The sequence below is a fragment of the Synoicihabitans lomoniglobus genome (genome assembly GCF_029023725.1).
In the GTDB taxonomy this organism is placed as follows: domain Bacteria; phylum Verrucomicrobiota; class Verrucomicrobiia; order Opitutales; family Opitutaceae; genus Actomonas; species Actomonas lomonigloba.
This window is the reverse complement of the sequence record NZ_CP119075.1, coordinates 1,446,411-1,469,203: the sequence shown is the minus strand read 5'-3', so window position 1 is coordinate 1,469,203 and position 22,793 is coordinate 1,446,411. Positions and strand designations below refer to the sequence as shown.

At 60.2% G+C, this 22,793-nt stretch carries 20 protein-coding genes; 9 read left to right on the top strand and 11 right to left on the bottom strand.

The window, feature by feature from the left end; all coding sequences use genetic code 11:
• The first annotated feature begins 191 nt into the window (after nt 1–191).
• From cysD to cysC, 5 genes are all read left to right on the top strand, one after another.
• Complete coding sequence (cysD, locus tag PXH66_RS05685) at nt 192–1,097, top strand: sulfate adenylyltransferase subunit CysD (RefSeq protein WP_330927861.1); 906 nt, start codon at nt 192–194, stop codon at nt 1,095–1,097.
• 109 nt (nt 1,098–1,206) lie between these two features.
• The gene (locus PXH66_RS05680) at nt 1,207–1,638 is read left to right on the top strand and encodes a GxxExxY protein (RefSeq protein WP_330932263.1); all 432 of its coding nucleotides are present in this window, start codon (nt 1,207–1,209) and stop codon (nt 1,636–1,638) included.
• Nucleotides 1,639–1,686: 48 nt separating this feature from the next.
• Nucleotides 1,687–2,931 carry a sulfate adenylyltransferase subunit CysN gene (cysN, locus tag PXH66_RS05675; protein ID WP_330932262.1) on the top strand — a complete coding sequence of 415 codons (1,245 nt, stop codon included), beginning with the start codon at nt 1,687–1,689 and terminating at the stop codon, nt 2,929–2,931.
• A 401-nt stretch (nt 2,932–3,332) separates the two neighbouring features.
• Nucleotides 3,333–4,103, top strand: a complete 771-nt coding sequence (gene cysQ / locus PXH66_RS05670; RefSeq protein WP_330927864.1) for a 3'(2'),5'-bisphosphate nucleotidase CysQ — start codon at nt 3,333–3,335, stop codon at nt 4,101–4,103.
• 194 nt (nt 4,104–4,297) lie between these two features.
• On the top strand, nt 4,298–4,885 hold the full coding sequence (gene cysC, locus PXH66_RS05665; protein ID WP_330927865.1) for an adenylyl-sulfate kinase: 588 nt from the start codon (nt 4,298–4,300) through the stop codon (nt 4,883–4,885).
• Between the two features lie 470 nt (nt 4,886–5,355).
• Here cysC and PXH66_RS05660 read toward each other — a convergent pair whose 3' ends face one another.
• The 3 genes from PXH66_RS05660 to polX all read right to left on the bottom strand — a co-directional run bounded on the left by PXH66_RS05660 (nt 5,356) and on the right by polX (nt 9,710).
• On the bottom strand, nt 5,356–6,405 hold the full coding sequence (locus PXH66_RS05660; RefSeq protein ID WP_330927866.1) for an NAD-dependent epimerase/dehydratase family protein: 1,050 nt from the start codon (nt 6,403–6,405) through the stop codon (nt 5,356–5,358).
• A gap of 291 nt (nt 6,406–6,696) precedes the next feature.
• On the bottom strand, nt 6,697–7,731 hold the full coding sequence (gmd, locus tag PXH66_RS05655) for a GDP-mannose 4,6-dehydratase (protein WP_330927867.1): 1,035 nt from the start codon (nt 7,729–7,731) through the stop codon (nt 6,697–6,699).
• 215 nt (nt 7,732–7,946) lie between these two features.
• Nucleotides 7,947–9,710, bottom strand: coding sequence for a DNA polymerase/3'-5' exonuclease PolX (gene polX / locus PXH66_RS05650; RefSeq protein WP_330927868.1), 1,764 nt, complete (start codon nt 9,708–9,710; stop codon nt 7,947–7,949).
• 120 nt (nt 9,711–9,830) lie between these two features.
• On the opposite strand from polX, the gene PXH66_RS05645 reads away from it, so the two are divergent.
• Entirely contained in the window at nt 9,831–10,238 is a 408-nt protein-coding gene (locus PXH66_RS05645; protein ID WP_330927869.1) for an acyl-CoA thioesterase, read from the top strand.
• A 40-nt stretch (nt 10,239–10,278) separates the two neighbouring features.
• Here PXH66_RS05645 and PXH66_RS05640 read toward each other — a convergent pair whose 3' ends face one another.
• Both PXH66_RS05640 and PXH66_RS05635 read right to left on the bottom strand, forming a co-directional pair.
• On the bottom strand, nt 10,279–11,475 hold the full coding sequence (locus PXH66_RS05640; RefSeq protein WP_330927870.1) for an AMP-binding protein: 1,197 nt from the start codon (nt 11,473–11,475) through the stop codon (nt 10,279–10,281).
• Nucleotides 11,457–12,485 carry an o-succinylbenzoate synthase gene (locus PXH66_RS05635; protein ID WP_330927871.1) on the bottom strand — a complete coding sequence of 343 codons (1,029 nt, stop codon included), beginning with the start codon at nt 12,483–12,485 and terminating at the stop codon, nt 11,457–11,459. Before PXH66_RS05635 ends, PXH66_RS05640 begins: the two co-directional genes overlap by 19 nt.
• A 411-nt stretch (nt 12,486–12,896) precedes the next feature.
• Here PXH66_RS05635 and guaB point away from each other — a divergent pair, with 411 nt between their 5' ends.
• Both guaB and PXH66_RS05625 read left to right on the top strand, forming a co-directional pair.
• The gene (gene guaB, locus PXH66_RS05630; protein ID WP_330927872.1) at nt 12,897–14,474 is read left to right on the top strand and encodes an IMP dehydrogenase; all 1,578 of its coding nucleotides are present in this window, start codon (nt 12,897–12,899) and stop codon (nt 14,472–14,474) included.
• Between the two features lie 152 nt (nt 14,475–14,626).
• The gene (locus tag PXH66_RS05625) at nt 14,627–16,180 is read left to right on the top strand and encodes an adenylosuccinate synthetase (RefSeq protein WP_330927873.1); all 1,554 of its coding nucleotides are present in this window, start codon (nt 14,627–14,629) and stop codon (nt 16,178–16,180) included.
• Here the strand turns inward: PXH66_RS05625 and PXH66_RS05620 are convergent.
• The 4 genes from PXH66_RS05620 to PXH66_RS05605 are packed head-to-tail and all read right to left on the bottom strand — an operon-like array spanning nt 16,177 to nt 19,796.
• On the bottom strand, nt 16,177–17,145 hold the full coding sequence (locus PXH66_RS05620; RefSeq protein WP_330927874.1) for an FAD:protein FMN transferase: 969 nt from the start codon (nt 17,143–17,145) through the stop codon (nt 16,177–16,179). The genes PXH66_RS05625 and PXH66_RS05620 overlap by 4 nt on opposite strands.
• The gene (locus PXH66_RS05615; protein WP_330927875.1) at nt 17,142–17,909 is read right to left on the bottom strand and encodes a PepSY domain-containing protein; all 768 of its coding nucleotides are present in this window, start codon (nt 17,907–17,909) and stop codon (nt 17,142–17,144) included. The genes PXH66_RS05620 and PXH66_RS05615 overlap by 4 nt, the downstream gene beginning before the upstream one ends.
• Nucleotides 17,909–18,472, bottom strand: a complete 564-nt coding sequence (locus tag PXH66_RS05610; protein ID WP_330927876.1) for an FMN-binding protein — start codon at nt 18,470–18,472, stop codon at nt 17,909–17,911. The genes PXH66_RS05615 and PXH66_RS05610 overlap by 1 nt, the downstream gene beginning before the upstream one ends.
• A 25-nt stretch (nt 18,473–18,497) precedes the next feature.
• Nucleotides 18,498–19,796, bottom strand: a complete 1,299-nt coding sequence (locus PXH66_RS05605; RefSeq protein ID WP_330927877.1) for a porin — start codon at nt 19,794–19,796, stop codon at nt 18,498–18,500.
• 231 nt (nt 19,797–20,027) lie between these two features.
• Here PXH66_RS05605 and PXH66_RS05600 point away from each other — a divergent pair, with 231 nt between their 5' ends.
• Nucleotides 20,028–20,456, top strand: coding sequence for a DUF5069 domain-containing protein (locus PXH66_RS05600; RefSeq protein WP_330927878.1), 429 nt, complete (start codon nt 20,028–20,030; stop codon nt 20,454–20,456).
• A gap of 53 nt (nt 20,457–20,509) precedes the next feature.
• Here the strand turns inward: PXH66_RS05600 and PXH66_RS05595 are convergent, their stop codons facing one another.
• On the bottom strand, nt 20,510–21,817 hold the full coding sequence (locus tag PXH66_RS05595) for a bifunctional folylpolyglutamate synthase/dihydrofolate synthase (RefSeq protein ID WP_330927879.1): 1,308 nt from the start codon (nt 21,815–21,817) through the stop codon (nt 20,510–20,512).
• A 59-nt stretch (nt 21,818–21,876) separates the two neighbouring features.
• A complete protein-coding gene (gene accD, locus PXH66_RS05590; RefSeq protein ID WP_330927880.1) occupies nt 21,877–22,773 on the bottom strand; it encodes an acetyl-CoA carboxylase, carboxyltransferase subunit beta in 897 nt (298 codons plus the stop codon).
• Between the last annotated feature and the right edge of the window lie 20 nt (nt 22,774–22,793).

The following is a 22,793-nucleotide window of genomic DNA, read 5'->3' as shown; positions in this document are numbered from 1 at the left end:
CAACACCTCGAGAGCGAGGCGATCTTCATTCTCCGCGAGACCGCGGCGCAGTTTGTTCCTCTCGCGCCCTGAGGCACCCGCGCTCGTCACCCTTCCGCTTTACTTCAGGGCAAAATTCTTCGAATTCCACCAGCTCCGCGCTCCCGCGCTTCGTCATCGGCCGGGCCGCTTACACTTTACCGCTTTCCTGCATGTCTTCGTATTCCGTAAACCACCTTCAACACCTCGAGAGCGAGGCGATCTTCATTCTCCGCGAGACCGCGGCGCAGTTTCAGCGGCCCGTGCTTTTATTTAGCGGGGGCAAGGACTCGATCGTCGTCGCTCATTTGGCCAAGAAGGCGTTCTGGCCGGGGCGGATGCCGTTCCCGCTCATGCACGTGGATACGGGGCATAATTTCCCCGAAACGATCACCTATCGGGATAAGTTCGTCGCCGACATCGGCGCGCAGCTCGTCGTCGCCAGTGTGCAAAAATCCATCGATGAGGGCCGCGCCCAAGAGGAAACCGGAGCCAACGCGTCCCGCAACGCGTTGCAGACCGTCACACTGCTGGATGCTATCGAAGAAAATGAGTTCGACTGCGCCCTCGGTGGTGCCCGGCGCGACGAGGAAAAGGCCCGCGCCAAGGAACGTTTCTTCTCCCACCGCGACGAGTTCGGCCAATGGGACCCCAAAAACCAACGCCCCGAGCTCTGGAATCTTTTCAATGGTCGCAAGGGACCGGGCGAACACTTCCGCGTGTTTCCCCTCTCCAACTGGACCGAGATGGATGTGTGGCAATACATCAAGCAGGAGGAGATTCCCCTGCCCTCGATTTACTTCACCCACGAACGCGAGGTGATCCGACGCGGCGGCACCCTCATCGCCGTCACCGACTTCATCAGCCCGCAGCCCGGCGAGACCGTTGAAAAACGGCAGGTTCGTTTCCGCACCGTGGGTGATGCCACCTGCACGGGTGCCGTCGAATCTCCGGCCGAAAGCTTGGACGACGTCATCGCCGAAGTCGCCGCCGCCCGCCAAACCGAACGCGGCACCCGCGCCGACGACAAACGCAGCGACACCGCCATGGAAGACCGTAAAAAAGCAGGATATTTTTAGGCCGGTTTCTTGGGGTTTGTTTTTAACGCAAAGACGCGAAGAAGCGCTAAACGTAAATATTATTCTATTGGCCGCAAAGAGGCGCAAAAGTCGCAAAAATCGAGCTTTCGTGAAAAAGGCACCGGGGAAATCCGTTACAAAGGGTGTTATGACACCCTCCAAAGATCCTGTATTTCTCCTGTGTGATCAGATTCGCGAAACAGCCTTCGCTCTTCAACGCCACCTCCGTCACGGCCATCTCGAAAAAATTTACGAAAACGGAATGCTCCACCGCCTGAGCAAACAAGGCGTAAGCGTTAAACAGCAACATCCGGTCCCGGTTTACGACGAAGATGGAACGCTGCTGGGAGACCTTTTTGCCGACCTCTTCGTCGCCGACCAAATCATCGTTGAGCTAAAAGCTGTTCGGCAACTTTCCGACGACCATGTTTCACAAATCCTCGGCTATCTTCGGTCCTCCCAAATCGAACACGGCTTACTCATTAACTTCGGATCCCCTCGCCTCGAGGTCCGCAAGTTTGCCCTTTCTCAAATCAATTAGTTTTTGCGCCTTTTTGCGGCTATGACATCACCAGCGAATTACAATGAAATGGAACTGCTCCGCTTTACCACGGCGGGGTCCGTTGACGACGGCAAGAGCACCCTTATCGGGCGGCTCATGTATGACACCAAGACGATCTTCGAAGATCAGCTCGATTCGATCGAACGCACGTCCAAGCAGCGCGGCGATGGGCATCTCGATCTCGCCCTCCTCACCGATGGACTGCGCGCCGAACGCGAACAGGGCATCACGATCGATGTCGCCTACCGCTACTTCGCCACGCCACGCCGTAAATTCATCATCTCCGACACCCCGGGCCACACGCAATACACCCGCAACATGGTCACCGGCGCGTCGACGGCCAATCTCGCCATCATCCTTGTCGACGCCCGGAAGGGCGTCATCGAGCAAACCTGCCGACACTCGTTCATCTCTTCGCTGTTGGGCATCAAACACATCACCGTGGCCGTGAACAAAATGGACTTGGTCGACTGGAGCCAGGACCGGTTCAACGAAATCGTCACCGCCTACAAGGACTTCGCCAGTCGGCTTGATGTGCCCGAAATCACCTTCATTCCCATCAGCGCTCTCCATGGTGACAATGTGGTCTCGAAGTCCGCCAATACCCCCTGGTATCAAGGCGCGTCCCTACTCTATCATCTCGAGACCGTTTACATCGGCACCGACGTCAACCACGTTGATCCCCGTTTTCCGGTGCAATACGTGATCCGTCCCCACTCGGACGAGTGGCATGACTTCCGTGGTTTCGCCGGCCGCGTCGCCAGTGGGGTCTTCAAGCCGGGTGACGATGTCACCGTTCTGCCCAGTGGATTCAACGCCAAGGTCAAAGCGATCCACACTCACGACGGCGAGCGCGCCGAAGCATTCAGCCCCCATTCTGTGACCATCACCTTGGATCGCGAAATCGATCTCAGCCGCGGTGACATGTTGGCCAAGCCCAACAATCAGCCGGAGGTCGGTCAGGATATCGACCTGATGATCTGCTGGTTTTCCGAAAAGAAAACCCTGCAACCACGCGGCAAATACTTGCTGCGCCACACCAGCAAGGAATGCCGCGCCGTGGTCCGTGACGTGCACTACAAAGTCGACGTCAACACCCTCCACAAACACGAAGACGACAAGACGGTCGGCTTAAACGACATCGCCCGCGTCACGCTGCGCACCTCCGCCCCCCTCTTCTACGATTCCTACCGCAAAAACCGCATCACCGGCAGCGTCATCCTCGTCGACGAATTTTCAAATGAGACGGTGGCAGCGGGCATGATCCGATGACACCGTCGAGTGTAATGACGCAGCGCGACAGCGCGGAGATGGCGAGTCGTTCACCGACTCGGTCCACCGGACCTGAATGGACGGGCGCCCACCGGGCAGTCCATTCAGCAAACAGTCGCCGCAGGCATGATCCGTTGAGTTGGAAAATGCGTTTCGAAGAAATGCTTTCAAACGACGCAGTGCGACAGCACGGACCTGGGGCGGCGGGCGCCCGCTCCGGGCAGCCGCACCAGCAAACGGTCGCCGCAGGCATGATCCGTTGAATTTGAAAATTCATGTCAATGAAGTTCTTAACGCAATGTCGCTAAGACGCAAAGCGCGCTAGCGTCTTTCTGCATAAGTGATCGCATCGCGTCCTTTCCGACTCCACGCCTTTGCGTTGAAATCAGTCCCATCATCCCATGCTCTCTATTCTTCGCGAAATCGCTGAGGCCGCCGGCCTCGAAACGCTCAAGTTCTACGGCCAGCCGCTGACCGTTGATGCGAAGGCCGACAACTCTCCGCTGACCCAGGCCGATCTCGCTTCCCACCGCTTGATCACCTCCCGGCTCCGAGCGACGTTTCCCGACATCCCCGTCGTCTCTGAGGAGGACCAAGAACGCGATGACGCCATTGCCAAAGCCTCCCGTTTTTTCCTGGTCGATCCCGTTGACGGCACCAAGGAGTTCATCAAACAAACCGGTAGCTTCACCGTGAACATCGGGCTGATCGAAAGCGGAAAACCCGTCGCGGGTATTGTGCATGTTCCCGTCTCGGGCGTGACCTATGGCGCCGATCACGATGGCGGCGCCTGGCGCGCGGAACGCGATTCCGCTCCCGTCGCCATCCAGTGTGTGCCCGCCCGGAAAACGCTGCGCATCGTCGCCAGTCGCGATCACGCGGGGCCCGAGGTTAAAGCGCTGCTCGCGCGCTTTCCGAACGCCGAATGTCTCAGCATCGGTAGCTCACTGAAATTCTGTCTTGTCGCGGAAGGGGCGGCCGACATCTACCTCCGCGATGTGCCGACCATGGAGTGGGACACCGCCGCCGCGCAGGCCATCGTCGAATTCGCCGGCGGTGCTGTGCTGAATCACCCTTCGCAGGCACCATTGATGTATGGTAAACTTGAATACCGCAACGGTTCCCTGCTCACGATTGGCGACACCGTCTTGCTCGGCAGGCTTCATAACTGATTTGGCCGCAAGAAGACACAAAAGACGCCAAAAGGCGGAATGCTAAAATCGTAAACAGAAGGGATGAATACCACCTAACCCTCGCCCTATCGTTGCCTTCGCGGCCCCGCGCCTTTGCGTTAGAAATCCGACCACCTTCGCACCTTGTCGGCAAACCGACACTTTCTTACTTTCCCTCCACCGGCTCTCCTTCCATGCCAGACCACATCTACACCACTCACGACAAACTCGTTGCTCGTGCCGAAAAGGAAAAACAACTCGGCCAATCAGGGCAGGTAATTTGGTTCTACGGCCTGAGCGGTTCCGGCAAGTCCACCATCGCCGCCGCGCTGGAACGCGAACTCCACGCGGCCAGTCGTCTGACGAAAGTGCTCGACGGCGACAACGTGCGCGCCGGCCTCAATCGCAACCTCGGTTTCTCCGACGACGATCGCCGGGAGAATATTCGTCGCATCGCCGAGGTCGCCAAATTGTTCGCCGAAACCGGATTGATCACCTTGGTCAGTTTCATCACGCCCAAACGGGAACTCCGCGAATCCGCGCGTGAGATCATCGGCGACACCGATCTTCAGCTCGTTTACGTGAAAGCCTCCTTTGAAGCCTGCCAAGCTCGTGACCCCAAAGGTCTTTACGCCAAAGTCGCGGCCGGCGAAGTGAAACAATTCACCGGTAAGGATTCCGGATTTGAAGAACCGACCGATGCCGATGGAGACCACATCATCGATACCGAAGCAGCCGACCTCACCGCCTGCGTCCAGCAAGCGCGGTCGTTGGTGAGGTGAAGCCTTCGGGAGGGACCGGTTCCACCCGGTCCGCGTCCTAAGAGGCAACTGCGGACGACGTGGAAGTCGTCCCTCCGGAAATCCTGCGGAACGACCGTATCCATCCAGTCCGGCGAAAGTGTAACCATAATGGTTACACTCGGAGACGCTGCCCCTCGGAAGGACCGGTTCCACCCGGTCCGGATCGACCTCAATATCCACCGGTAGGAGCTCGCTTGCGCGCGATCATCCTGCCTCTCCGCCGACCCCATGGCCCCACTCCACCGCAATCATCGCGAGTGCACTCGCTCCTACATTGTGGTAGTTTCAGCGACCTGAATTTTTTAACGCAGAGACGCTAGGACGCGAAGGTCGCCAAGGTTCCCCTCCTGCCTCCGCCTTCAAACTTCTTACTCCATACATCCGCTCTCCCCGCTCGATCACTTGAAATTTGTTACTTGTTCGGTTGCAACTTACGCGGCGCAGCCGCGCTACAACTGGATATCCTTCAGCCAACTACGATTGGCTTCATACCACGCCACGGTGCGATCAAAGCCGACCTCGGGTTTAACCTGAGGAGTCCAGTTTAACAGTCGTGCTGCCTTGCTCACATCGGCCTGCGTGTTCCGCATATCCCCTAAGTGAAATGGTTTGCGATCGATCACCGCCGACTTGTTCAGCGCACGTTCAAAACCCTGAATCATGCGATTGATCGCCATGGGCTCATTGCCGCCGCCGAGATTGACGACGTCGTAACCCACGGGGCGAAGCGCCGCAATGGTGCCTGCCGCAATGTCGTCCACGAACGTGAAATCGCGTGTCTGGCTGCCGTCGCCAAACAGCTCAATGGGGGTGCCTTCGTCGATCCATTTGATAAAACGAAACGGACTCATGTCCGGACGTCCCGCCGGCCCATATACCGTGAAATAACGTAATACCGTCGCGTCGATGTCGTGCATGTGATGGAAGGCACAAGCCATGGCTTCAGCGCCCAGTTTCGAGGCCGCGTATGGCGACAACGGCCGCGTGACGTCGTCCGTCTCGCTGAACGGAGGCATGGCCCCCGCATAGAGCGAGGAAGAGGAGGCGAGGACGTATTTTTTGACCCCTGTCCGGGCCATGGCCTGAAGCAAGTTCACGCCACCCGATACGTTGGTCGACGCGTAAACTTCGGGATGCTCGACCGAATACCGCACCCCTGCTCGCGCCGCGAGATTGATCACCGCATCAAATTGCCAGCGCTCAAACAAAGCCGCCACCGCCGCCGGGTCCTCGATGTCCATGGGGACAAAAGTGAAGTTTCCTGCCCGCGACTCACCGACTGCGAATGCGGAAGCGTCCGGAGCAGAACCAACACGTGAACCATCACCTTGGAGCAAGCGGTGCAGGCGATGATCCTTGAGCCGCACGTCGTAGTAAGCGTTGAGATTATCAACCCCCACTACGTGATGCCCGGCCGCAAGTAGCAGCTCCGCCGTGCGGGCTCCGATAAATCCGGCTGCACCGGTCAACAAATAGGTCGAAGGGACGACGGGTTGCATTCAAGGGAGGCGAGCGGACGACTGTCGCGGGTGCAAGCGCCGAGGTGTGCCGCCCGCGTTCCCGCTTCAACGCTTTGGCGTTGAAGCGGTGACAAGGTATGGAGAACTCGCGCGGTGATATTGTTTATTATAGCCGACTTTAGTTGATCGGGTTTCTTGAAAAGGCTATTTCTCGCGCAAAGTCTCTGCGGTTCCATGACCGCCGAGAGCTGCTTGTCTCATGCCGCGGCTTTCCGGGCCCTGCCGTTTTGGCGGCGTTGCGGTAAATTCACCTTCGGTAGTTTTAGATGCTCAGTGGGCACCAACTCGAGCGACGTCGGTTTCGACCATCAGCTTTGCCAGGTCGGTCGCAGCGGTTTGTGGCGACCACCCCAAGACCTCACGTGCTTTGGTGGCGTCGCCCAGTAAGTGAGTGGCGTCGACCGGCCGGTAAAAGCGCGGAGAAACGGTCACCACGATTTCGCGGGTCCGGGCGCAGCGACCGACTTCGGTTGGCCCCGCACCTGCAAACTCCAGTTCAACGCCGATGGCAGCATAGGCGGCCCGAGCGAATTCTCGCACCGTCGTGAGCACGCCGGTGGCCAACACAAAATCGGCTCCGTTCTCCGCTTGCAACATGCGCCACATGCCTTCGACGTATTCCGCCGCATAGCCCCAATCGCGACACCCATCGAGGTTGCCGAGTTCAAGCGGAGCTTTTTGCCCTCCCGCCCAGCGCGCCGCCGCCATGCTGATCTTACGAGTTACGAAATTCTCCCCGCGGTGGGGCGACTCGTGATTATAGAGGATCCCGTTGGCGACATAAAGGCCGTGTGATTCTCGGTAGATTTTGCCCAAGTTGAAGGCAAACGCCTTGGCTGCGCCGTAGGGATTACGTGGATCCAACGGGGTAAGTTCCGTCTGCGGCCCTGCTTGGGGCGCACCGAAAATTTCTGAACTCCCCGCCAGATAGAGTCGGACGTCAGTTTTCATTTCGCGCATCGCCTCCAACAGATGCAGCGTCGCCATGCCGTTCTCGAGACAGGTGACTTCCGGGATCTCAAAACTAAGGCCCACGTGGCTTTGGCCGGCCAAGTGATAGATCTCATTCGGCTCGATTTTGTGGAGCAGGCGGTGGAATGACGTCAAATCGTTCAACTCACCATAATGAAGCACGAGTCGACCGTTCGCTAGGTTCTCATCTGTCCGAAGATGGTCAATCCGAGTTCGGTTGTAGGCGCTCGCCCGTCGCACCAAGCCATGCACCGCGTAGCCCTTGTTCAGGAGCAACTCCGCTAAGTAAGATCCGTCTTGGCCGGTGATACCGGTGATCAGTGCCTTTTTCATGGAAAGAGAAGCATTCAGTAATCTGCGATCAGCTGTCAGTGTTTTTTAACGCAAAGGCGGTAAGACGCGAAAATGGCCGGACCAATTTCTGGCCGACTACCGGAAGGTCATGCCGACGAACACGATCGATCCACCAGCAGGAGCGGACTCGCGCGCGATTCCCCATCTCAAACCAACGTTCCGCCTCCATAAAAAATCGCGCGCAAACGCTGCTCCTACACCGAAGATTTCCGGGCAAAGCACGTTCTTACATCCTTCAGCGACCGCGTATTCAGAATGTGGTGCGGTTGCAGCCAGCCTTTGCGCGCGGAGTTGATTCCGGCGGCCACGTGGTCGAGGCCGTCGCATTCGTGAGCGTCGGGGTTGATCGCACAGATCAAGCCTCGGTCCGCCGCTTTGCGCCACCAACGCCAGTCGAGATCCAAGCGCCATGGACTTGCGTTGAGTTCGATGATCGTGTCGTTCGCAATGGCGGCATCGATGATCTTGCTCAAGTCGGCCTTGCTGGCTTCCCGGCGGAGGAGGAGTCGACCGGTCGGGTGTCCGAGCATCGTGACATGCGGATTCTCCACCGCCCGGATAATGCGCTTGGTCATGTCCGCTTCGCTCTGCGTCAGCGCGTTGTGCACGGACGCGACCACGTAATCCAATTCCGCCATCAGCTCATCACTGAAATCGAGCGCCCCATCCGTTAAAATATCCACTTCGCTGCCCGCAAAAACATGCGTCTTAAACCGGCCCGATCCGTTCAATTCGCGAATTTCTGCGATCTGTTTTCGCAACCGTGTTTCGTCGAGACCGTTTGCTTGAAAACTCGCCTTGGAGTGATCCGCAATGCCGAGATAGGCCCAACCGCGTTGCTCCGCCGCGGCCACCATTTCGGCCAAGGTGTTTCGTCCATCGCTGGACGTGGTGTGGTTGTGAAACGCGCCTTTCAGATCGCTCAACGCGACCAACGAAGGTAGCTCTCCGGCTTCGGCCGCTTCAATTTCACCCAATCCCTCGCGCAGCGCCGGCGGCACGAACGACATGCCGAGCTCTCCGAACAGGCCCGCCTCGTCAGCCACTTCCACGCTTTCGCCGCGCTCGGCTTTTTCCTTGGCCGTGCCGTCGCCTTTGGCCGGAACGAGTCCCCATTCCGACAAGCTTTTCCCGCGTTCGAGGGCGCGCTGCCGCATGGCCACATTGTGATCTTTGGAGCCGGTGAAATGGTGCAGCGCGAAAACAAACTGGGCCGGCGGCACGATGCGCAGATCGGCCTGCAATCCACTCTCGAAACGCACACTCGACTTGGTCTCTCCACGCGCCGTGATTTCCTTCACTTCCGGCAGTTCGCAAAACCATGTCATCACCGGGGCCGGATCGGACGAACCGACGATGAAATCCAAGTCGCCCACCGTTTCCATGCCGCGACGCAAACTACCGGCCGCTTCGGCTCGCTCGACTTCCGGACGAGCTCGCAATCCGCTGACTATCGGCTGCGCCACCTCATTGGCCAGCCACCACAGATGTCGCTTGCCGTAAGCTTCGCGGTTGCGGATTCCCTCGGCAATTTTCTCCTGCGACTTCGCACCAAACCCCGCCAAATCCGCGACTCGACCGTCGGCACAGGCTTCAGCCAGTCCCGCAATGGTATCGACGCCGAGTTTGTCGTGGATCGCTTTGATTTTCTTCGCGCCGAGACCAGGCACTTCGAGCATCTCCACCAAACCGGGTGCGATCGACGCCCGTAGTTCGGTCAAAAACTCCAGTTCCCCCGTCGCGTGCAGTTCGCCGATCTTTTGCGCCAGGGCCGTTCCCACGCCCTTAATCGAATCGAGCTTTTCGTCCGCTACGAGTTGTTCGAATTCATCCGTCTCCAGCGACTCCAACACGCGAGCGCCCGCGCCATAGGCGCGGATTTTGAAGGGGTTCTCCCCTTTCAATTCCAGCAACACCGCAATCTCTTCCAACCGCTCAGCGATCTCATTCTTGGTCATGCGGGAAGTAAGACGTCAGAAGTTTGAAGTAAGAAGCCAGAAGTGAAGGAAGATCCCGATCGGTCGGTCCTTTGCTTTTTGTGTCCTTTTGCCCCGCTTTGTGGCTAAACCCTTTTCGCCATGCCCACGTTTTCCTATTCGCGCACGATTCACTTTCCCGACACCGACGCTGCCGGAGTCATCTTTTTCGCCCGCTATTTGTCGATCGCGCATGAGGCATACGAGGAGGCATTGGCTGACGTCGGCATTCCGCTCGGCCAGTTTTTTTCCGACCAAGGCGTGATTCTTCCCATTGCGAAAAGCGAAGCGTCCTACTTGCGGCCCTTGGTCTGCGGAGATCGCGTTCGAATCGACGTCACGCCCACGCGTTTTTCCGACAACACCTTCACCGTCGATTACGTGTTGTGGAAACTCAGTCCGACCGAAAAACGGGCCGCCGTCATGCGCACCGAACACGTTTGCCTCGATTCCAGCTCGCGCGCCCGACTCGCGTTGCCCGCCGAGCTGGCGGCATGGGTGGACGCATAAGACCATAAAAAACAGCCGTTGTCGCTTCCGCACAGCGACCCTACCCACCCGCCCACTTGCGCAGCTCCGACCGATCGAGTTTACCCATCGCGTTGGTCGGCCACGGATTCACTGCCACGTAAGCTTTGGGTCGCTTATACCGCGCCAGCCGTGCCGACACCGACGCATCCATTTCGTCGTGATCGAGCGGCTCCCCATCATGGCAAGCCACCACAACTTCTCCCCATCGAGCGTCCGGCACGCCAATCACCGCGACGTTATGACGACCCATGAACGCACGCAGCACCGTCTCTACTTCCGCCGGATCAACTTTTTCTCCGCCGGTTAAGATCAGTGCGTCGTGGCGTCCTCCGATCGTCCAATTCCCGTCGCAGTCACACGCCCCCCAATCACCAGAAACCCATGATGCGTCCACCCGTCCATTGGGCCAGTATCCACGAAACAACGACGCACTGTGAATCACCAAACGGTTTTCCTCGATGATCTCGATTTGAGCATGCGGCAGTGCTGGACCCACTCCGCCGGTGCCGGCTAAAAACGCCTCCGGACGCAGCGCCGTTACCATCGCGGCCGTTTCCGTCATACCGTAGCACGGAGCCAATCGAATGCCCCGAGCTCGTGACGTTTCCTGCAGCGCCTTCCACGCCGGGCCTCCGCCCACAAACACCATCGAAAATCCGCGCAACCAATCCACCCCGGCCGTCGATTCCAGCAGCTGAGCCAACTGGGTCGGCACCAAGGAAATCACCGCACCTTCATCCACCTCCAGATAAACTCCGGCTTTGATTTCCGCCCACGCGACATCTCGATAATCCCCGGCCATCAGCACGCTCCTCAACCACGCCATCAGTCCACCAACATGGTGTAGCGGCAACACCCCTAGCGTCGAGGTCACCGCGCCGTCTCCCACCCACTCGGCAAACCCGTCCACGGCTGTGCCCAACGTGTTCTGATCGTGCCGGGCCAGCTTAACCCCTCCCGATGAGCCCCCGGTGGGAATCATCAACCAACCTTGTTCTGCATCGAAGTCACTCGGCATGCTCTGCCGCAAAACATCGAATTCACTCCATTCCGCCTGCCCCCAATCCGGGTTGGCCAAAAACACCGGACCTCGTCCTGCGACCGCCGCCCCGAAGGCAGCCCGAAAAGCCACCCGATCTCGTTCCGCCACCACCACCGCGCCGCGCTGCTCTGTCGGCTCGTATCCGAGCAATCGGGCTAACTCGCGGCGTTCCACGCGGCCTCCGAATTGAGGGCTGCCACATCGAACCAGCGCACAAACGGCATTGCCGTCGGTCCGTTTAAAACGTGCCCGTTGAACAACGGCCACACCCCGGTGCCCAACGCCCGGCCTTTACCGCTCGCCGCGAAGGCCATCGTCAACACCGTTCGCGCCCCGATCGCCGTTTCCAACGCGGTTGAAAACACCACGTCCCACGGCCGTTCCGCCAAACCCGCCATCAGCGCAGCCGGGTCGCCCGCCAGCGCCGGTTTCACCACGAACACACCCCGCCAGCCGTTGTCCGCCCAACGTTGCAGATCGCGCAAATCCGTCACTGCTTCGTCCAACGCCAACACCGTCGGATAATCCTCCGCCAACCCCAGCATCAGGTCCCGCCCGCGATCGTCGCCCGTCGCCACGGGTTGTTCGACAAACTCGATCATCGGCCGCTCGGCACAGCATTCGAGCCATGCTTCCGCCCGACGCCGATCCCAGGCGCCGTTCGCATCGAGCCGCAGTTTGCATCCCGTCGGCAGACGACTCAACAAATCGTCCAAGATCCCGCGTTCATCCTGCGGATCTCCGACGCCGACCTTCCACTTGAACGTGCGGAACCCCAGCTCCAGTTTGGGTTCAATCGCCGCGAGCACGCCCCGTCCCGCCGGCAACAGCCCCGCCACCGGCAAGTAGTCGTGTTTCGGCGTAAAATCCAAACCCGCTTCCGCGTTGCCAAACGCCATCAACGCCGCCCCCAACGCAAAACCCACGCCACCACCTTCCGCCGCCACCTCCACCAGCGTCTCGGATCGAGCGCGATCGCCGAGCGCGCCCAAGCGGGCGGTGACTTCGGCCAACGTGCCCCCGCCAAACCCGCGCACCGGTGCCGCTTCGCCGTAGCCAACGCGGCCGGATTCGTCCTCCAACCGCACTAACACACCTTCGCGCTCCACCCAGGGGCCATGAGCCGTCAACATCGTCTGCCGAAACGGCAAACAATACGGTTTGAGTGTGATACGGAGTTCCACGGCGGAAACCTCCGCGTCTTCCCCGCTACGCGCAAACTGGAAACATCACACGTGCTCCCATCTCCGCCACCTCGCCCGGCATTTACCGAGGACGCCTCGCCGCCAGTGTAACCATTATGGTTACACTTTCGTGCGGAGGGACGACATCCACATCGTCCGCACCCTGCTCCCGGCTCGGTCCCGCCGCTCTGCCCGAAAACGTTTCCTCCGCTCGCTACGCGGTCGTCGGGCAAACTTCGACCGAGCAAACTCCACCAACCGGATGCGGACCGAGTGCAACCGGTCCCTCCGACGCCGTTAAGTGTAACCATAATGGTTACACCTTCGGCGGGTTCGGACGGCTTGGTTGGCGGGGCGGCCGATTCTCGCTTGCGATCCCGGTTGAGGAGCCTACTACGTTCCCGGCAACTCATGACCAAGGTTGCCACGACTCCTGCCGACGCGTTCGACGCCGAATTTTATCAAGCGGCCGACGCGTTCTTCGCCGCTAATCGCCCGGTCGGGCTCACGTTCGACGACGTTACGCTCGCCACGCTTTTCTCGGATATCCTGCCCAAGGATGCCGACACCGCCACCGCGCTCTCCGAGAATGTCACCCTCTCGGTGCCGATCATTTCGTCCGATATGGACACCGTAACCGAATCGCGCATGGCCATCGCCATGGCGCTCAATGGCGGTCTGGGCCTCATTCACTACAACATGCCCGCTCGCGAGCAGGTCAAAGAGGTCGCCCGCGTCAAACGCCACATCCACGGCCTCATTCAGGATCCGATCACCGTCAGTCCCAAACAGTCCGTCGGCGACGTGCTCGATCTTATCGAGGCCAAAAACTACGATTTCCGCACGTTCCCGGTCCTCGATGGCGGCAAACTCGTGGGGCTTCTCTCCGGCAGCACGGTGCGCGAGCGCTATCGCTCGAAAAATGTGGGCGAATCGATGACGGCCCGCGCCGATATTCACACGGTTTCGGTCAAGGCCCTCGAGGCCGACCCGATCAAGGCCGCCGACGCCTTTTTCACCGAGCACGTGGGCATCCATAAGATGCTCGTGGTCGACGACGAAGATCACCTGCGCGGCCTGGCTACGTTCTCCGACATTGAGCGGATCACCTCCGAGATCAGCAACCGCCGCCGCGCCGCCCGCGATAGTGAGTTTCGTCTCATCGTCGGTGCCGCCCTCGCCCCCGTCCGTCTCGACGACGGCACGCTCGATCGGGATCGGATCATCAGCCACGTCAGCCAACTCGTCGACGAATCCATCGATTGCGTCGCCGTCTCCACCGCTCACGGACACACCGCCGGCGTGGGCGACATGGTGCGTCTCGTGCGCGACGCGTTCCCTTCACTCACGATCATTGCGGGCAATGTCACCAGCGCCGCGGGCGTCGAATACCTCGCCGACTGCGGTGCCAACGCCATCAAGGTCGGCCAGGGTCCCGGTTCGATCTGCACCACCCGCGTGGTGGCCGGCGTCGGCATCCCCCAATTAACCGCGCTCCACGTCGCCGCCCGCGGCGCCCGCGCCAAGGGCGTTAAAATCATCGCCGACGGTGGTATCACCAAGAGCGGTGATATCGTGAAAGCCCTCACGCTCGCCGACGCCGTTATCCTCGGTGGTCTGCTCGCCGGTTGCCGCGAAGCCCCGGGCGAGATCATGGAGATCAACGGGAAGATTTATAAGCAATACCGCGGCATGGGTTCGCTCGCCGCCATGAAATCCGGCTCCGCCGCCCGCTACGGTCACAACAAAAACGATACGACCCGCAAACTCACCGCCGAGGGCATCGAAGCGCTCAAGGAAGTCAGTGGCTCCCTCGACGAAGTGCTCGGAACGTTGGTCGGCGGACTCCAAAGCGGCATGGGCTACCTCGGTGCCAAGGATCTCACGGCTCTCAAGCAAAACGCCCGCTACATCCGCGTCAGCCCGGCCGGTCAAAAAGAGTCCAGCCCCCACGACGTGATCGAGATCAAGGCCGGCGTCAAAGGATAACAACGCCCGCGTGATCCGGGCTCGACCGCCCGGCTTCGATTGTGCCATCGTCCGCCCTTTGGCCGGATCGCACTTTCCTGCGGAAGCGTCCCGACCACTCATCCACCCGTTTTTTGCGTCTTAGTTTTTCAGCGTTTCAGCGTTTCAATAAAATGTCCCTGATCCCCTTTTCCAGCCAGCTCATCGCCGATGTCGGCATCTCCTTTGGCGACGAAGGCAAAGGCCGTCTCGTCCCCGAAGTATGTGAGGAACTCGCCGGCACGCCCCACGCCGTATCGACCGTAATCAAGGTCAACGGTGGTGCCAACTCAGGCCACACCGCCGCCGGCGTTAAGCTCAACCTGCTGCCTTCCGGCGTGGTCGAGCGCGACATCGCCCACCTCGCCATCGGCAGCGGCGTCGTCGCCGATCCTCGCAAGGTGTGGTGGGAAGCCGCTCCGCTCGAACACAAGGGTTACGCCGTTATTTCCCGCCTCGCCATCGACGAGCGCACGATGGTCGCCGACTTCATTCACCGGCTCCTCGATCTCGCGTGGGAACACTACCGCTCCGTGGTCCTGCAAGAGGAACCGCGGGGCTCGACCGGCCGCGGTATCACGCCTGCCTACGCCGACGAGGTCGGGCAGTGGCAGATCACGTTTTCCGATTTTCTCGCCGGGCCCAATTTTTACGCCCGCAAAGTCGCCCAACGCGCCGACCGCGCGCTGCGCACCATTCAGCACGTTTGCCAAGTCGACGCCGAGACCTTCGCCGGTTTCTTCGACAAACTCTCCGTGGCCGAACGACGCGCCAACGAAGAGGCCATCGCGCTCGGTCTGTTCCCCGAGTCCGATTTCGATTTCACCGCATTTCGAGGCGACGCCCCGTTCTCGCTGAACGTCGACAAACTCACCGCGACCTACTGGGACGCCGGCACCCGCCTCGCGCCGCAGATTTGTGAAGTGCGCGAGCTCGTCCGCCGCGAACTCGCCGCCGGTCGCACCGTGCTCGGCGAATTCGGCCAAGCCTACTGGCTCGACAAACGCCACGGCTATTCGCCCAACGTCACCGCCTCGCACACTTATACGCCAGAAATGTTCGAAAGCGCGGGCGTGCCCGTGCAGCCCGTGCACACGTTTGGCGTGGCCAAGGCCTACGATACCAAGGTCGGCACCCACACGTTCATCACCCAGATGGACGACGCGCATCCACTGACGGTATTGCTCAAAAAACTCGAATTCGGTTCGACCACTGGGCGGCAACGCATGGTGGGCTGGTTCGACGCCGTGGAAAAAGGCGACGCCCTGCGCTACGGCGGATTCCAGGATCTGATGATCAACAAGACCGACGCCCTCACCCATCGTGGCGAGTGGAACGGTGAATTGCTCATTTGCACGGCCTACGAAGACGCCAACGGCCAACGCTATGCCCACGTGCCACGCAACGAAGCCGTGCGCAAAACGCTGAAGCCGGTTTACACGCGTCACCCCGGTTGGACCGAGGACATTTGCGACGTGCGTCACTTTGCCGATCTTCCCGCGAACGCCCGCGCCTACATCGCGGCCATGATGCGCTCGATCCTCGACGTCGCCTACGAAGGCGGCACGTGGCCCGCCGATGACGAGCTGCCCAACCTGCGTTATCTCGGCGTCGGCCCGGAACCATCACAGCTCATCAAAGACGTGCCGCCCACCGCGGAATTGATCAAGTTGGCGACAACCTCCTAAGCGGCAACCGTCAGCCAGTCGCCCGTCGTCGTCAGCACGCGGGCTTCTACGTTTTCAAACTGAGCCAGAATCGCTTGCGCGGATTCGGGTGCACTGACGGCCAAGGCGGTCGACAAAGCATCCGCCACCGCGGCCTGTGGGGCGATCACCGTCACACTCGCCCAGTCGTGACGGCTCTCGGCAGCACGCGCATCCAATAAATGGTGACGATTCCCGGCCGCATAGCGCTGACCGTAACCGCCCGACGTCGCCATCGCATAACCACTCGGAAGATCGATCACGCCGGCCAATCCGTCACCGACGGGATCGCGCACTCCGACCCGCCAGGCACGACGGTCCGGATGCTCCCCGAGCGCCCGCTTTTCGCCAATGTCCACCAACGCCGCTCGATAGCCAGCTTCCGTCAACACGTCGGTGATGCGATCGGTGATGTAGCCTTGCGCGATTCCGTTCAACGTGACGGCCATTCCCGGACGATCCAACACGACTCGAGTTCCAGCGACGATCACGCGTTCATAATCGACTAGATCGCGTGCCGCCGCCAGCGCCGCCGGATCGGTTTCGCCTTGAGCGAGCGTCTCGCACAAGGGATGCACCGTTACATCAAACGCCCCCGCACTCGCTTCGCTGACGCGTTTAGCCAAAGCGAGCACGTCGCGCAACTCATGGGGAGCATCCGCCAACGCCCCTTCGCGATTGAGGTGAGATAAAGCCGAACGATCGTCGTAGAGGCTGAAAACTTTCTCCAACCGCAGCATCTCCGACCGGCAGCGCGCAAACACGTCCGCCGCGGCGGCATCCGCCCCGTAAAGATCGATACCCACTTCCCCGCCGAGAGCGATGCCCCGCCAACGCCGAGGCGAACTCGCGGCAGTCGCGGCGTGTGCGCCCAACGCGGCCAGCGCCACCGTATGCACCGCCGCGATACGAAGAAAACGACGCCGAGTTGGATGCGGAGTGTTCATGGGCGTTTTATCCGCAGGGCATACCAAGTCCCCGTTAAAGTCAGGAATGCGAGCGCGACCGCTGAAGCGTCGACCACCCACACGCCCACCGAGCCGAAAAACCGTCCCGAATGCAGATCCAAAATCACGCGATACCAGCTGAGTCCCCGACCGCGGTGAGCTTGTTGGACGGTATCCCGCCCCGCGACCGAAAGCGTCACGGGGTCCGCCCACACGACGGCTTGTCGCGTCACCATCGGCGTCCACTCGGCAAAACTCAGATTCGCGTGGTAAATGCCATCCGAGGTTTCAATGACGACCGGACGCGGACCGACCGTGCGCCCCAAACGTCGCGGCTTGCCAGGCGGTAAAGACGCGCCACGCAGTCGTTCGATGACGTCTCCCGCCGGAGTGATCACCCACAGATGGTCGCTGAGGAGCAGCACTTCCGAAGCGCTGAACTTCGCGGCTCCCCGCAGCGGACCGGAGGCTCCCAAAACGTGATCGTTCCACGTCAACAACCCATCCCATGACACGGCCCACCCATTCGCATCGAACGCGACCGGTTCCCCCTCCGGCGACAGATCATACCAATCGTAAAGCCATTGTCCCGGCACGGCCCTGCCGTCCAAGTCCAGCCCCTCGGTGTGATTGAGCGCGATGCCGGTCACGATGACGCCGAGAAACACCACCGCGAACCCCAACCCGAGGCGCTGATGCCATGGCCACCAGCCGGGACGGCGCGCCCGGCGAGGTGGTTTGGGGTTAGTCGAATCGGCGCTCATCAGTCGCTCGACTCTTGCACCTGACGATCCAAATACAACGCCAGTCGCACGAGACGTCGCAACGCGGATACCGACAACGTGGCACCCGTGATGCCATCGATCGGTTCGCTCAACTGATCACGCTCGCGCAGCCCGACGTCCTTGAATTGATCGGTAAAAAACGGGTGCTTCACCTCCCAGCCATGCGACTCGCGATAGACGAGCACTTGGAGGCGCGAGATGCGTTGGCCTTCCACCACAATGCCCGTGGTGATCGGTTTCACTTTGCCAATCTCCTCCAGAATCCACGCCGTGCGCGCCTCGCGGCGCCAATAACGAATGCGCAGCGCATTGTAGTCATGACCGAGAATCTGCTTCACCCCGGGTTTGAGCGCCGGCGTGAGCCACAACACGCTCGCCTGCCCCGGTTCGCCGTCTTGGAAAGCTTCGGCGATGAAGGTTTCGGGAGCGAGGTAAACGTCTTCGCCATCGGACTCGGCGCGCACGGAAAACACCACGGCCAAACCGATGCCAATGCACGCGCTCAGACGAGCAAAGCCCCTGCTGGCACCGGGCACTTTCACGATGGCGAACACGAGAGTCCGGCAGTTAGAAATGGTAACCCACGCCGAGATTTACGGTCTCGTCGTCGTTGCCATTGGCTGGCTTGGCGAACTGCACGTCCGCCTTCAGCACCACGGCTTCATGCGGCCACCAGTTGACGCCGATATCGAAGTAGTCGTCCACGGAATTGGCGCCCGCACCCGCCTCGCGGTCATAGCTGCTGAAGCGGCCAAAAATGCCGACATCACCCAGCGAGGTGGCGAAACGATAAGAGGGTTCGATGTAGAAACCATATTGCTCGTCGCGACCCAAGGCCGCCGGAGCCGCGCCATTGATATCCCAACGCGCATACAACGCTCGCACGCCCCACGGCCCCGCACGCCAGTCCGCGTGCAACGCCAGGAGCAACGCGTCGATTGATTCGGACAACGTGCCCTGCGCCATGTCCTGTTGGTATTGCGCAGTCACCGCTACATCCAGTCCCGGGATACCGGTATAACGCGCCCGCACGGTGGCGGCCCCCGCATCGAACGCGGCTTCCGCGACCTTCTGGCGACCACTGCGGATCCGGTAGGCGTTGCTGCCCGTCGTGGGCACGTTGAGCCCGGAGTGCATCGCGTAGTCGAAGCTGAACCCGGCGTCGGTCTGCTGGGAGAGACTCACCCCGCCCTCCCACCACGTCGTGGGAATGATCTGGTTTTCGACGCGGTTGCGTTCCACCCCGTAAAACGTGGCCGGCTCGTGCGTTTCATTGATCAAACCGACCGGGACGAGGAAGAGACCCGCCCGGGCCAGACTGCTTTCACTGAGGTCAAATTCGACGAACGCCTGCTCCAGCTCCACTTCGCCCGGCTTGCCGTCGCCCGCCAACGAGTGCTCCAGCTCGATCTCGGAGAACATGCGAATGCGGTCGTTGAACTCGTGGGCGACAAACAACACCCAACGGTGAAAATCGATCTCGTTGCCGCCGCCAAAATTCATGTGCATTTCGCCATAACCACCCAGCGAAGTGCGGTCATACCACGCACCACCGGACGCGCCGCCGCGGTCAGCCAAGGTTTCGACGTAGGCCGAAGTCGCCTCGACCTTGTCGTCGGTGGCCTGCACGCGCGCCGACGTTGCCACCAACTGTTGTTGAGCTTGTGACGTGCGCGCCTCGGCGGCCTCCACGCGTTCGGTCAATGCGGCGATCTGCGCTTGTTGTTTTTGAATCATCGCCCACATCTGTTCCGGGGACGGCAGTTCCGCTGCGCGAACCAAAGGAACAGCGGCAATCGAAGCGAATCCGAGGATAACCAAAGGGCGAATAACGAGTTTGGTGAAGGTATGGAGTGGCTGGCTCATTTAGATGAAATTGATTCTCAGTCTTAAAAGAGCGGACCTTCAACAGCCCAACCCGGTGGGTCAAATAATATTTGCGACTCGGTCTCCGTCTCAATTCATTCTCAACTTATTCTACTCCTGTTTAGACGTTTAGGTAGGTTTCTGCTTATCCATCGAACGTCCAAAAGCGTAAATTTACCCGTGAGCGCATCGGGCACTTGCGTGGATCGAAAAGTCGGTTTGCGTCCGGTAATGACTCCGACCCAGCCACCAGCCAGCGCCTACGTTGAAACCCAGGGCGTTCGCTACTTCGCCCGCATGTTGAGCAAAATCCGGCTGTTTGCCGCCGGCCAATTGCGCGAGGACTTTCATGAAAACCTCGGCAAGGGCATGGATGACTGGATCTGCGATTTTCTCGGAATCGACTACGCCGACCTTCGTGAACGCGCCCTCAAAGGAGGTTCCGACGACGAAATTCTCGCGTGGGTGCAGTCCACCAGTGGTCGAACTCTGCGGCCGATCGATGTCCGCGTATGGAATGCCTTCATTTCCAAAGTCGGATGGAATGACGAATTGGCGAAGCGGTTCGCGTTCCGCAAAGCCGAAGCCGGCCTGCAGGATCGAGCTGAGGTGAAGACCATGATCGAGGTCTTCGAATACGACGAGGGGCGGAAGTCTTAAACGAAACGGGGGGGCGCGTTCGGCGGTTTCGGCGAAACCGCCCGACATTTCCCCTAAAAATCCTGCAGGCGACCCTCGCCCGGACCCGTTTCGGGGTTGAGCTGAGCCATGACTTCGCCTGCCAGGTAGATCGAACCTGTCACCACCATGGACCGTCCCGAGCGACGCGCTTGGCGCATGCCATGGGCGCTGAACAAGGTCGCCACGTCGTCGTCAAATACTTCGCCGGTAAAATCCCCCGGAATGAGCTCACGCAGCGCGGCGTGTGAACAGGAGCGCGCCTGGTTCGGCACGACGAGGTGGATCTCCGCCGCATATTGGGAAATGACCGACATCAACGCACCGGCTCGAGCGACGCCCAACGCTCCGACCACAATCGTCGGCTTTTCACCGATCTCCGCGATCAAGCGCACCAGGTTCCGCGCCAAGCTTTCCGCCCCTTCCGGATTGTGGGACGCATCAATGATGAGGGTGTTGTCCCCCCACGGGATCCGTTGCCAGCGCGCCGGCCATTGCGCGGCCGCCAAACCGGTCGTGATGGTGTTTTTACTCACGCCAAAACTCGCCGGTAGCGCGCGCGCAACGAGCGTCGCGGTGCCGGCGTTCCAACGTTGGCAATCGCCCTCCAACGCAGTTTCCGGGTAGCTCGCGCCGGGCGATTCAAACGTTTCGCGCACCGAATGGATGGGGCAATCCAGCGCCACGGCTCGCGCCCGCACCACCGCCTCAGCCTCGGCCGGCATGCGTCCGATGACGACCGGGACGCCGGGCTTGATGATTCCGGCTTTGGCTCGGGCAATTTCGGCGTGAGTGTGGCCGAGGATTTCGCAATGATCGAATCCGATCGAGGTGATCGCGGTCACGATCGGTTGCACGATATTAGTCGCATCGAGTTCGCCCCCGAGCCCGACCTCCGCCACCGCAATGTCGCACTCCCGACGAGCAAACTGCATGAACGCCATCGCGGTCATGAACTCGAAAAAACTCGGATGATCGTCTTCGCCTCGCGTCCCCAAGCGGTCCGCGACCGGGATTAACTGGCGCGTAAAAGCCATGATTTCGGCCTCGGTGAGAATCTCCCGGTCCACCTGCACGCGTTCGCCGAGACGAACCAGATGCGGCGAAGTGTAGAGCCCGACGCGTTGGCCCGATGCTCGTAAAATCGCATCGAGCATCGCGGCAGTGGAGCCTTTGCCGTTGGTGCCCGCCAAATGGATGATCGGCACGGCTCGCTCGGGGTGGCCGATTTCGGCCGCCAACACCTGCATGCGATCGATGCCAAACTTCACTCCCTTGGCCTTGAGGCTGAAGAGGTAATCCTGCACCGCCGGGTAAGTATCCAGCCCGTTCAAGCGATCCATGGTATAGGTGATTCGGAGGGGAGATCAGTTCGACGCCTTCAGCCGGTCAGGGCAAAGGCTCAACGACCCGCCGCCTCGGCGGCGGCAGCATCGGCCGCCGCGATTTCCACCGGTTTTTTCACGAACAACGCCGACAGGATATCGCGCAAACGGTCCCGCATTTCCAAGCGACCGACGATCTGATCGAGCAGCCCCTTTTGCAGCAGAAACTCCGCCGTCTGAAAGCCCGGCGGCAGCGTCTGCTTCGTCGTCTCTTTAATGACTCGCGCCCCGGCAAAACCAATCAATGCGCCGGGCTCGGCAATATTCACATCGCCCAACACCGCAAAACTGGCGGTCACGCCGCCCATGGTCGGGTGCGTTAACACCGAGATATACGGCAACTTGGCTTCGCTCAGGCGACCGAGCGCCGCACTGGTTTTCGCCATCTGCATCAGCGAGAAAATACCTTCCTGCATGCGCGCACCGCCCGACGCACAGAAAATCAGACACGGCGTCTTGTCGGCCCGGGCCTTTTCAATCGCACGAGTGATTTTTTCCCCGGCGGCGGAGCCCATCGCCCCACCACAGAAACGGAAGTCCATCACCGCGATCGTCACCGGGATGTTGTAGATTTTGCCCGAGCCGCTGATGACCGCTTCGGGCAAACCACTGTCGGCCGAATATTTTGCGATGCGTTCCGGATAAGGCTTGGAGTCGACGAACTCGAGCGGGTCGGCCGAAGTTACGCCGGCGTCGATTTCCACAAAGCTGCCCTCATCGAGCAGTCCCGCGATGCGCTGGCGCGCGCCGATCGGAAAATGGTAACCGCTCTTGGGCACCACCATCTGGTTGGCTTCGAGCTCTTTGTTGAACACGATTTCACCCGAGATCGGACACTTGGTCCAGAGTCCCTTGGGGATGTCCTTCTTCTTCGGGACAACGGTGGAATACTTCGGCTTGTTGAAAAGCGACATGGGCAGCGCGGGACGGAACG

What these genes read in the sequence shown, in the direction of transcription:
- cysD (WP_330927861.1), top strand. Translation starts at nt 192, where the DNA reads ATGTCTTCGTATTCCGTAAACCACCTTCAACACCTCGAGAGCGAGGCG.
- cysN (WP_330932262.1), top strand. Translation starts at nt 1,687, where the DNA reads ATGGAACTGCTCCGCTTTACCACGGCGGGGTCCGTTGACGACGGCAAG.
- cysQ (WP_330927864.1), top strand. Translation starts at nt 3,333, where the DNA reads ATGCTCTCTATTCTTCGCGAAATCGCTGAGGCCGCCGGCCTCGAAACG.
- cysC (WP_330927865.1), top strand. Translation starts at nt 4,298, where the DNA reads ATGCCAGACCACATCTACACCACTCACGACAAACTCGTTGCTCGTGCC.
- PXH66_RS05660 (WP_330927866.1), bottom strand. Translation starts at nt 6,405, where the DNA reads ATGCAACCCGTCGTCCCTTCGACCTATTTGTTGACCGGTGCAGCCGGA.
- gmd (WP_330927867.1), bottom strand. Translation starts at nt 7,731, where the DNA reads ATGAAAAAGGCACTGATCACCGGTATCACCGGCCAAGACGGATCTTAC.
- polX (WP_330927868.1), bottom strand. Translation starts at nt 9,710, where the DNA reads ATGACCAAGAATGAGATCGCTGAGCGGTTGGAAGAGATTGCGGTGTTG.
- PXH66_RS05645 (WP_330927869.1), top strand. Translation starts at nt 9,831, where the DNA reads ATGCCCACGTTTTCCTATTCGCGCACGATTCACTTTCCCGACACCGAC.
- guaB (WP_330927872.1), top strand. Translation starts at nt 12,897, where the DNA reads ATGACCAAGGTTGCCACGACTCCTGCCGACGCGTTCGACGCCGAATTT.
- PXH66_RS05625 (WP_330927873.1), top strand. Translation starts at nt 14,627, where the DNA reads ATGTCCCTGATCCCCTTTTCCAGCCAGCTCATCGCCGATGTCGGCATC.
- PXH66_RS05620 (WP_330927874.1), bottom strand. Translation starts at nt 17,145, where the DNA reads ATGAACACTCCGCATCCAACTCGGCGTCGTTTTCTTCGTATCGCGGCG.
- PXH66_RS05615 (WP_330927875.1), bottom strand. Translation starts at nt 17,909, where the DNA reads ATGAGCGCCGATTCGACTAACCCCAAACCACCTCGCCGGGCGCGCCGT.
- PXH66_RS05605 (WP_330927877.1), bottom strand. Translation starts at nt 19,796, where the DNA reads ATGAGCCAGCCACTCCATACCTTCACCAAACTCGTTATTCGCCCTTTG.
- PXH66_RS05600 (WP_330927878.1), top strand. Translation starts at nt 20,028, where the DNA reads ATGACTCCGACCCAGCCACCAGCCAGCGCCTACGTTGAAACCCAGGGC.
- PXH66_RS05595 (WP_330927879.1), bottom strand. Translation starts at nt 21,817, where the DNA reads ATGGATCGCTTGAACGGGCTGGATACTTACCCGGCGGTGCAGGATTAC.
- accD (WP_330927880.1), bottom strand. Translation starts at nt 22,773, where the DNA reads ATGTCGCTTTTCAACAAGCCGAAGTATTCCACCGTTGTCCCGAAGAAG.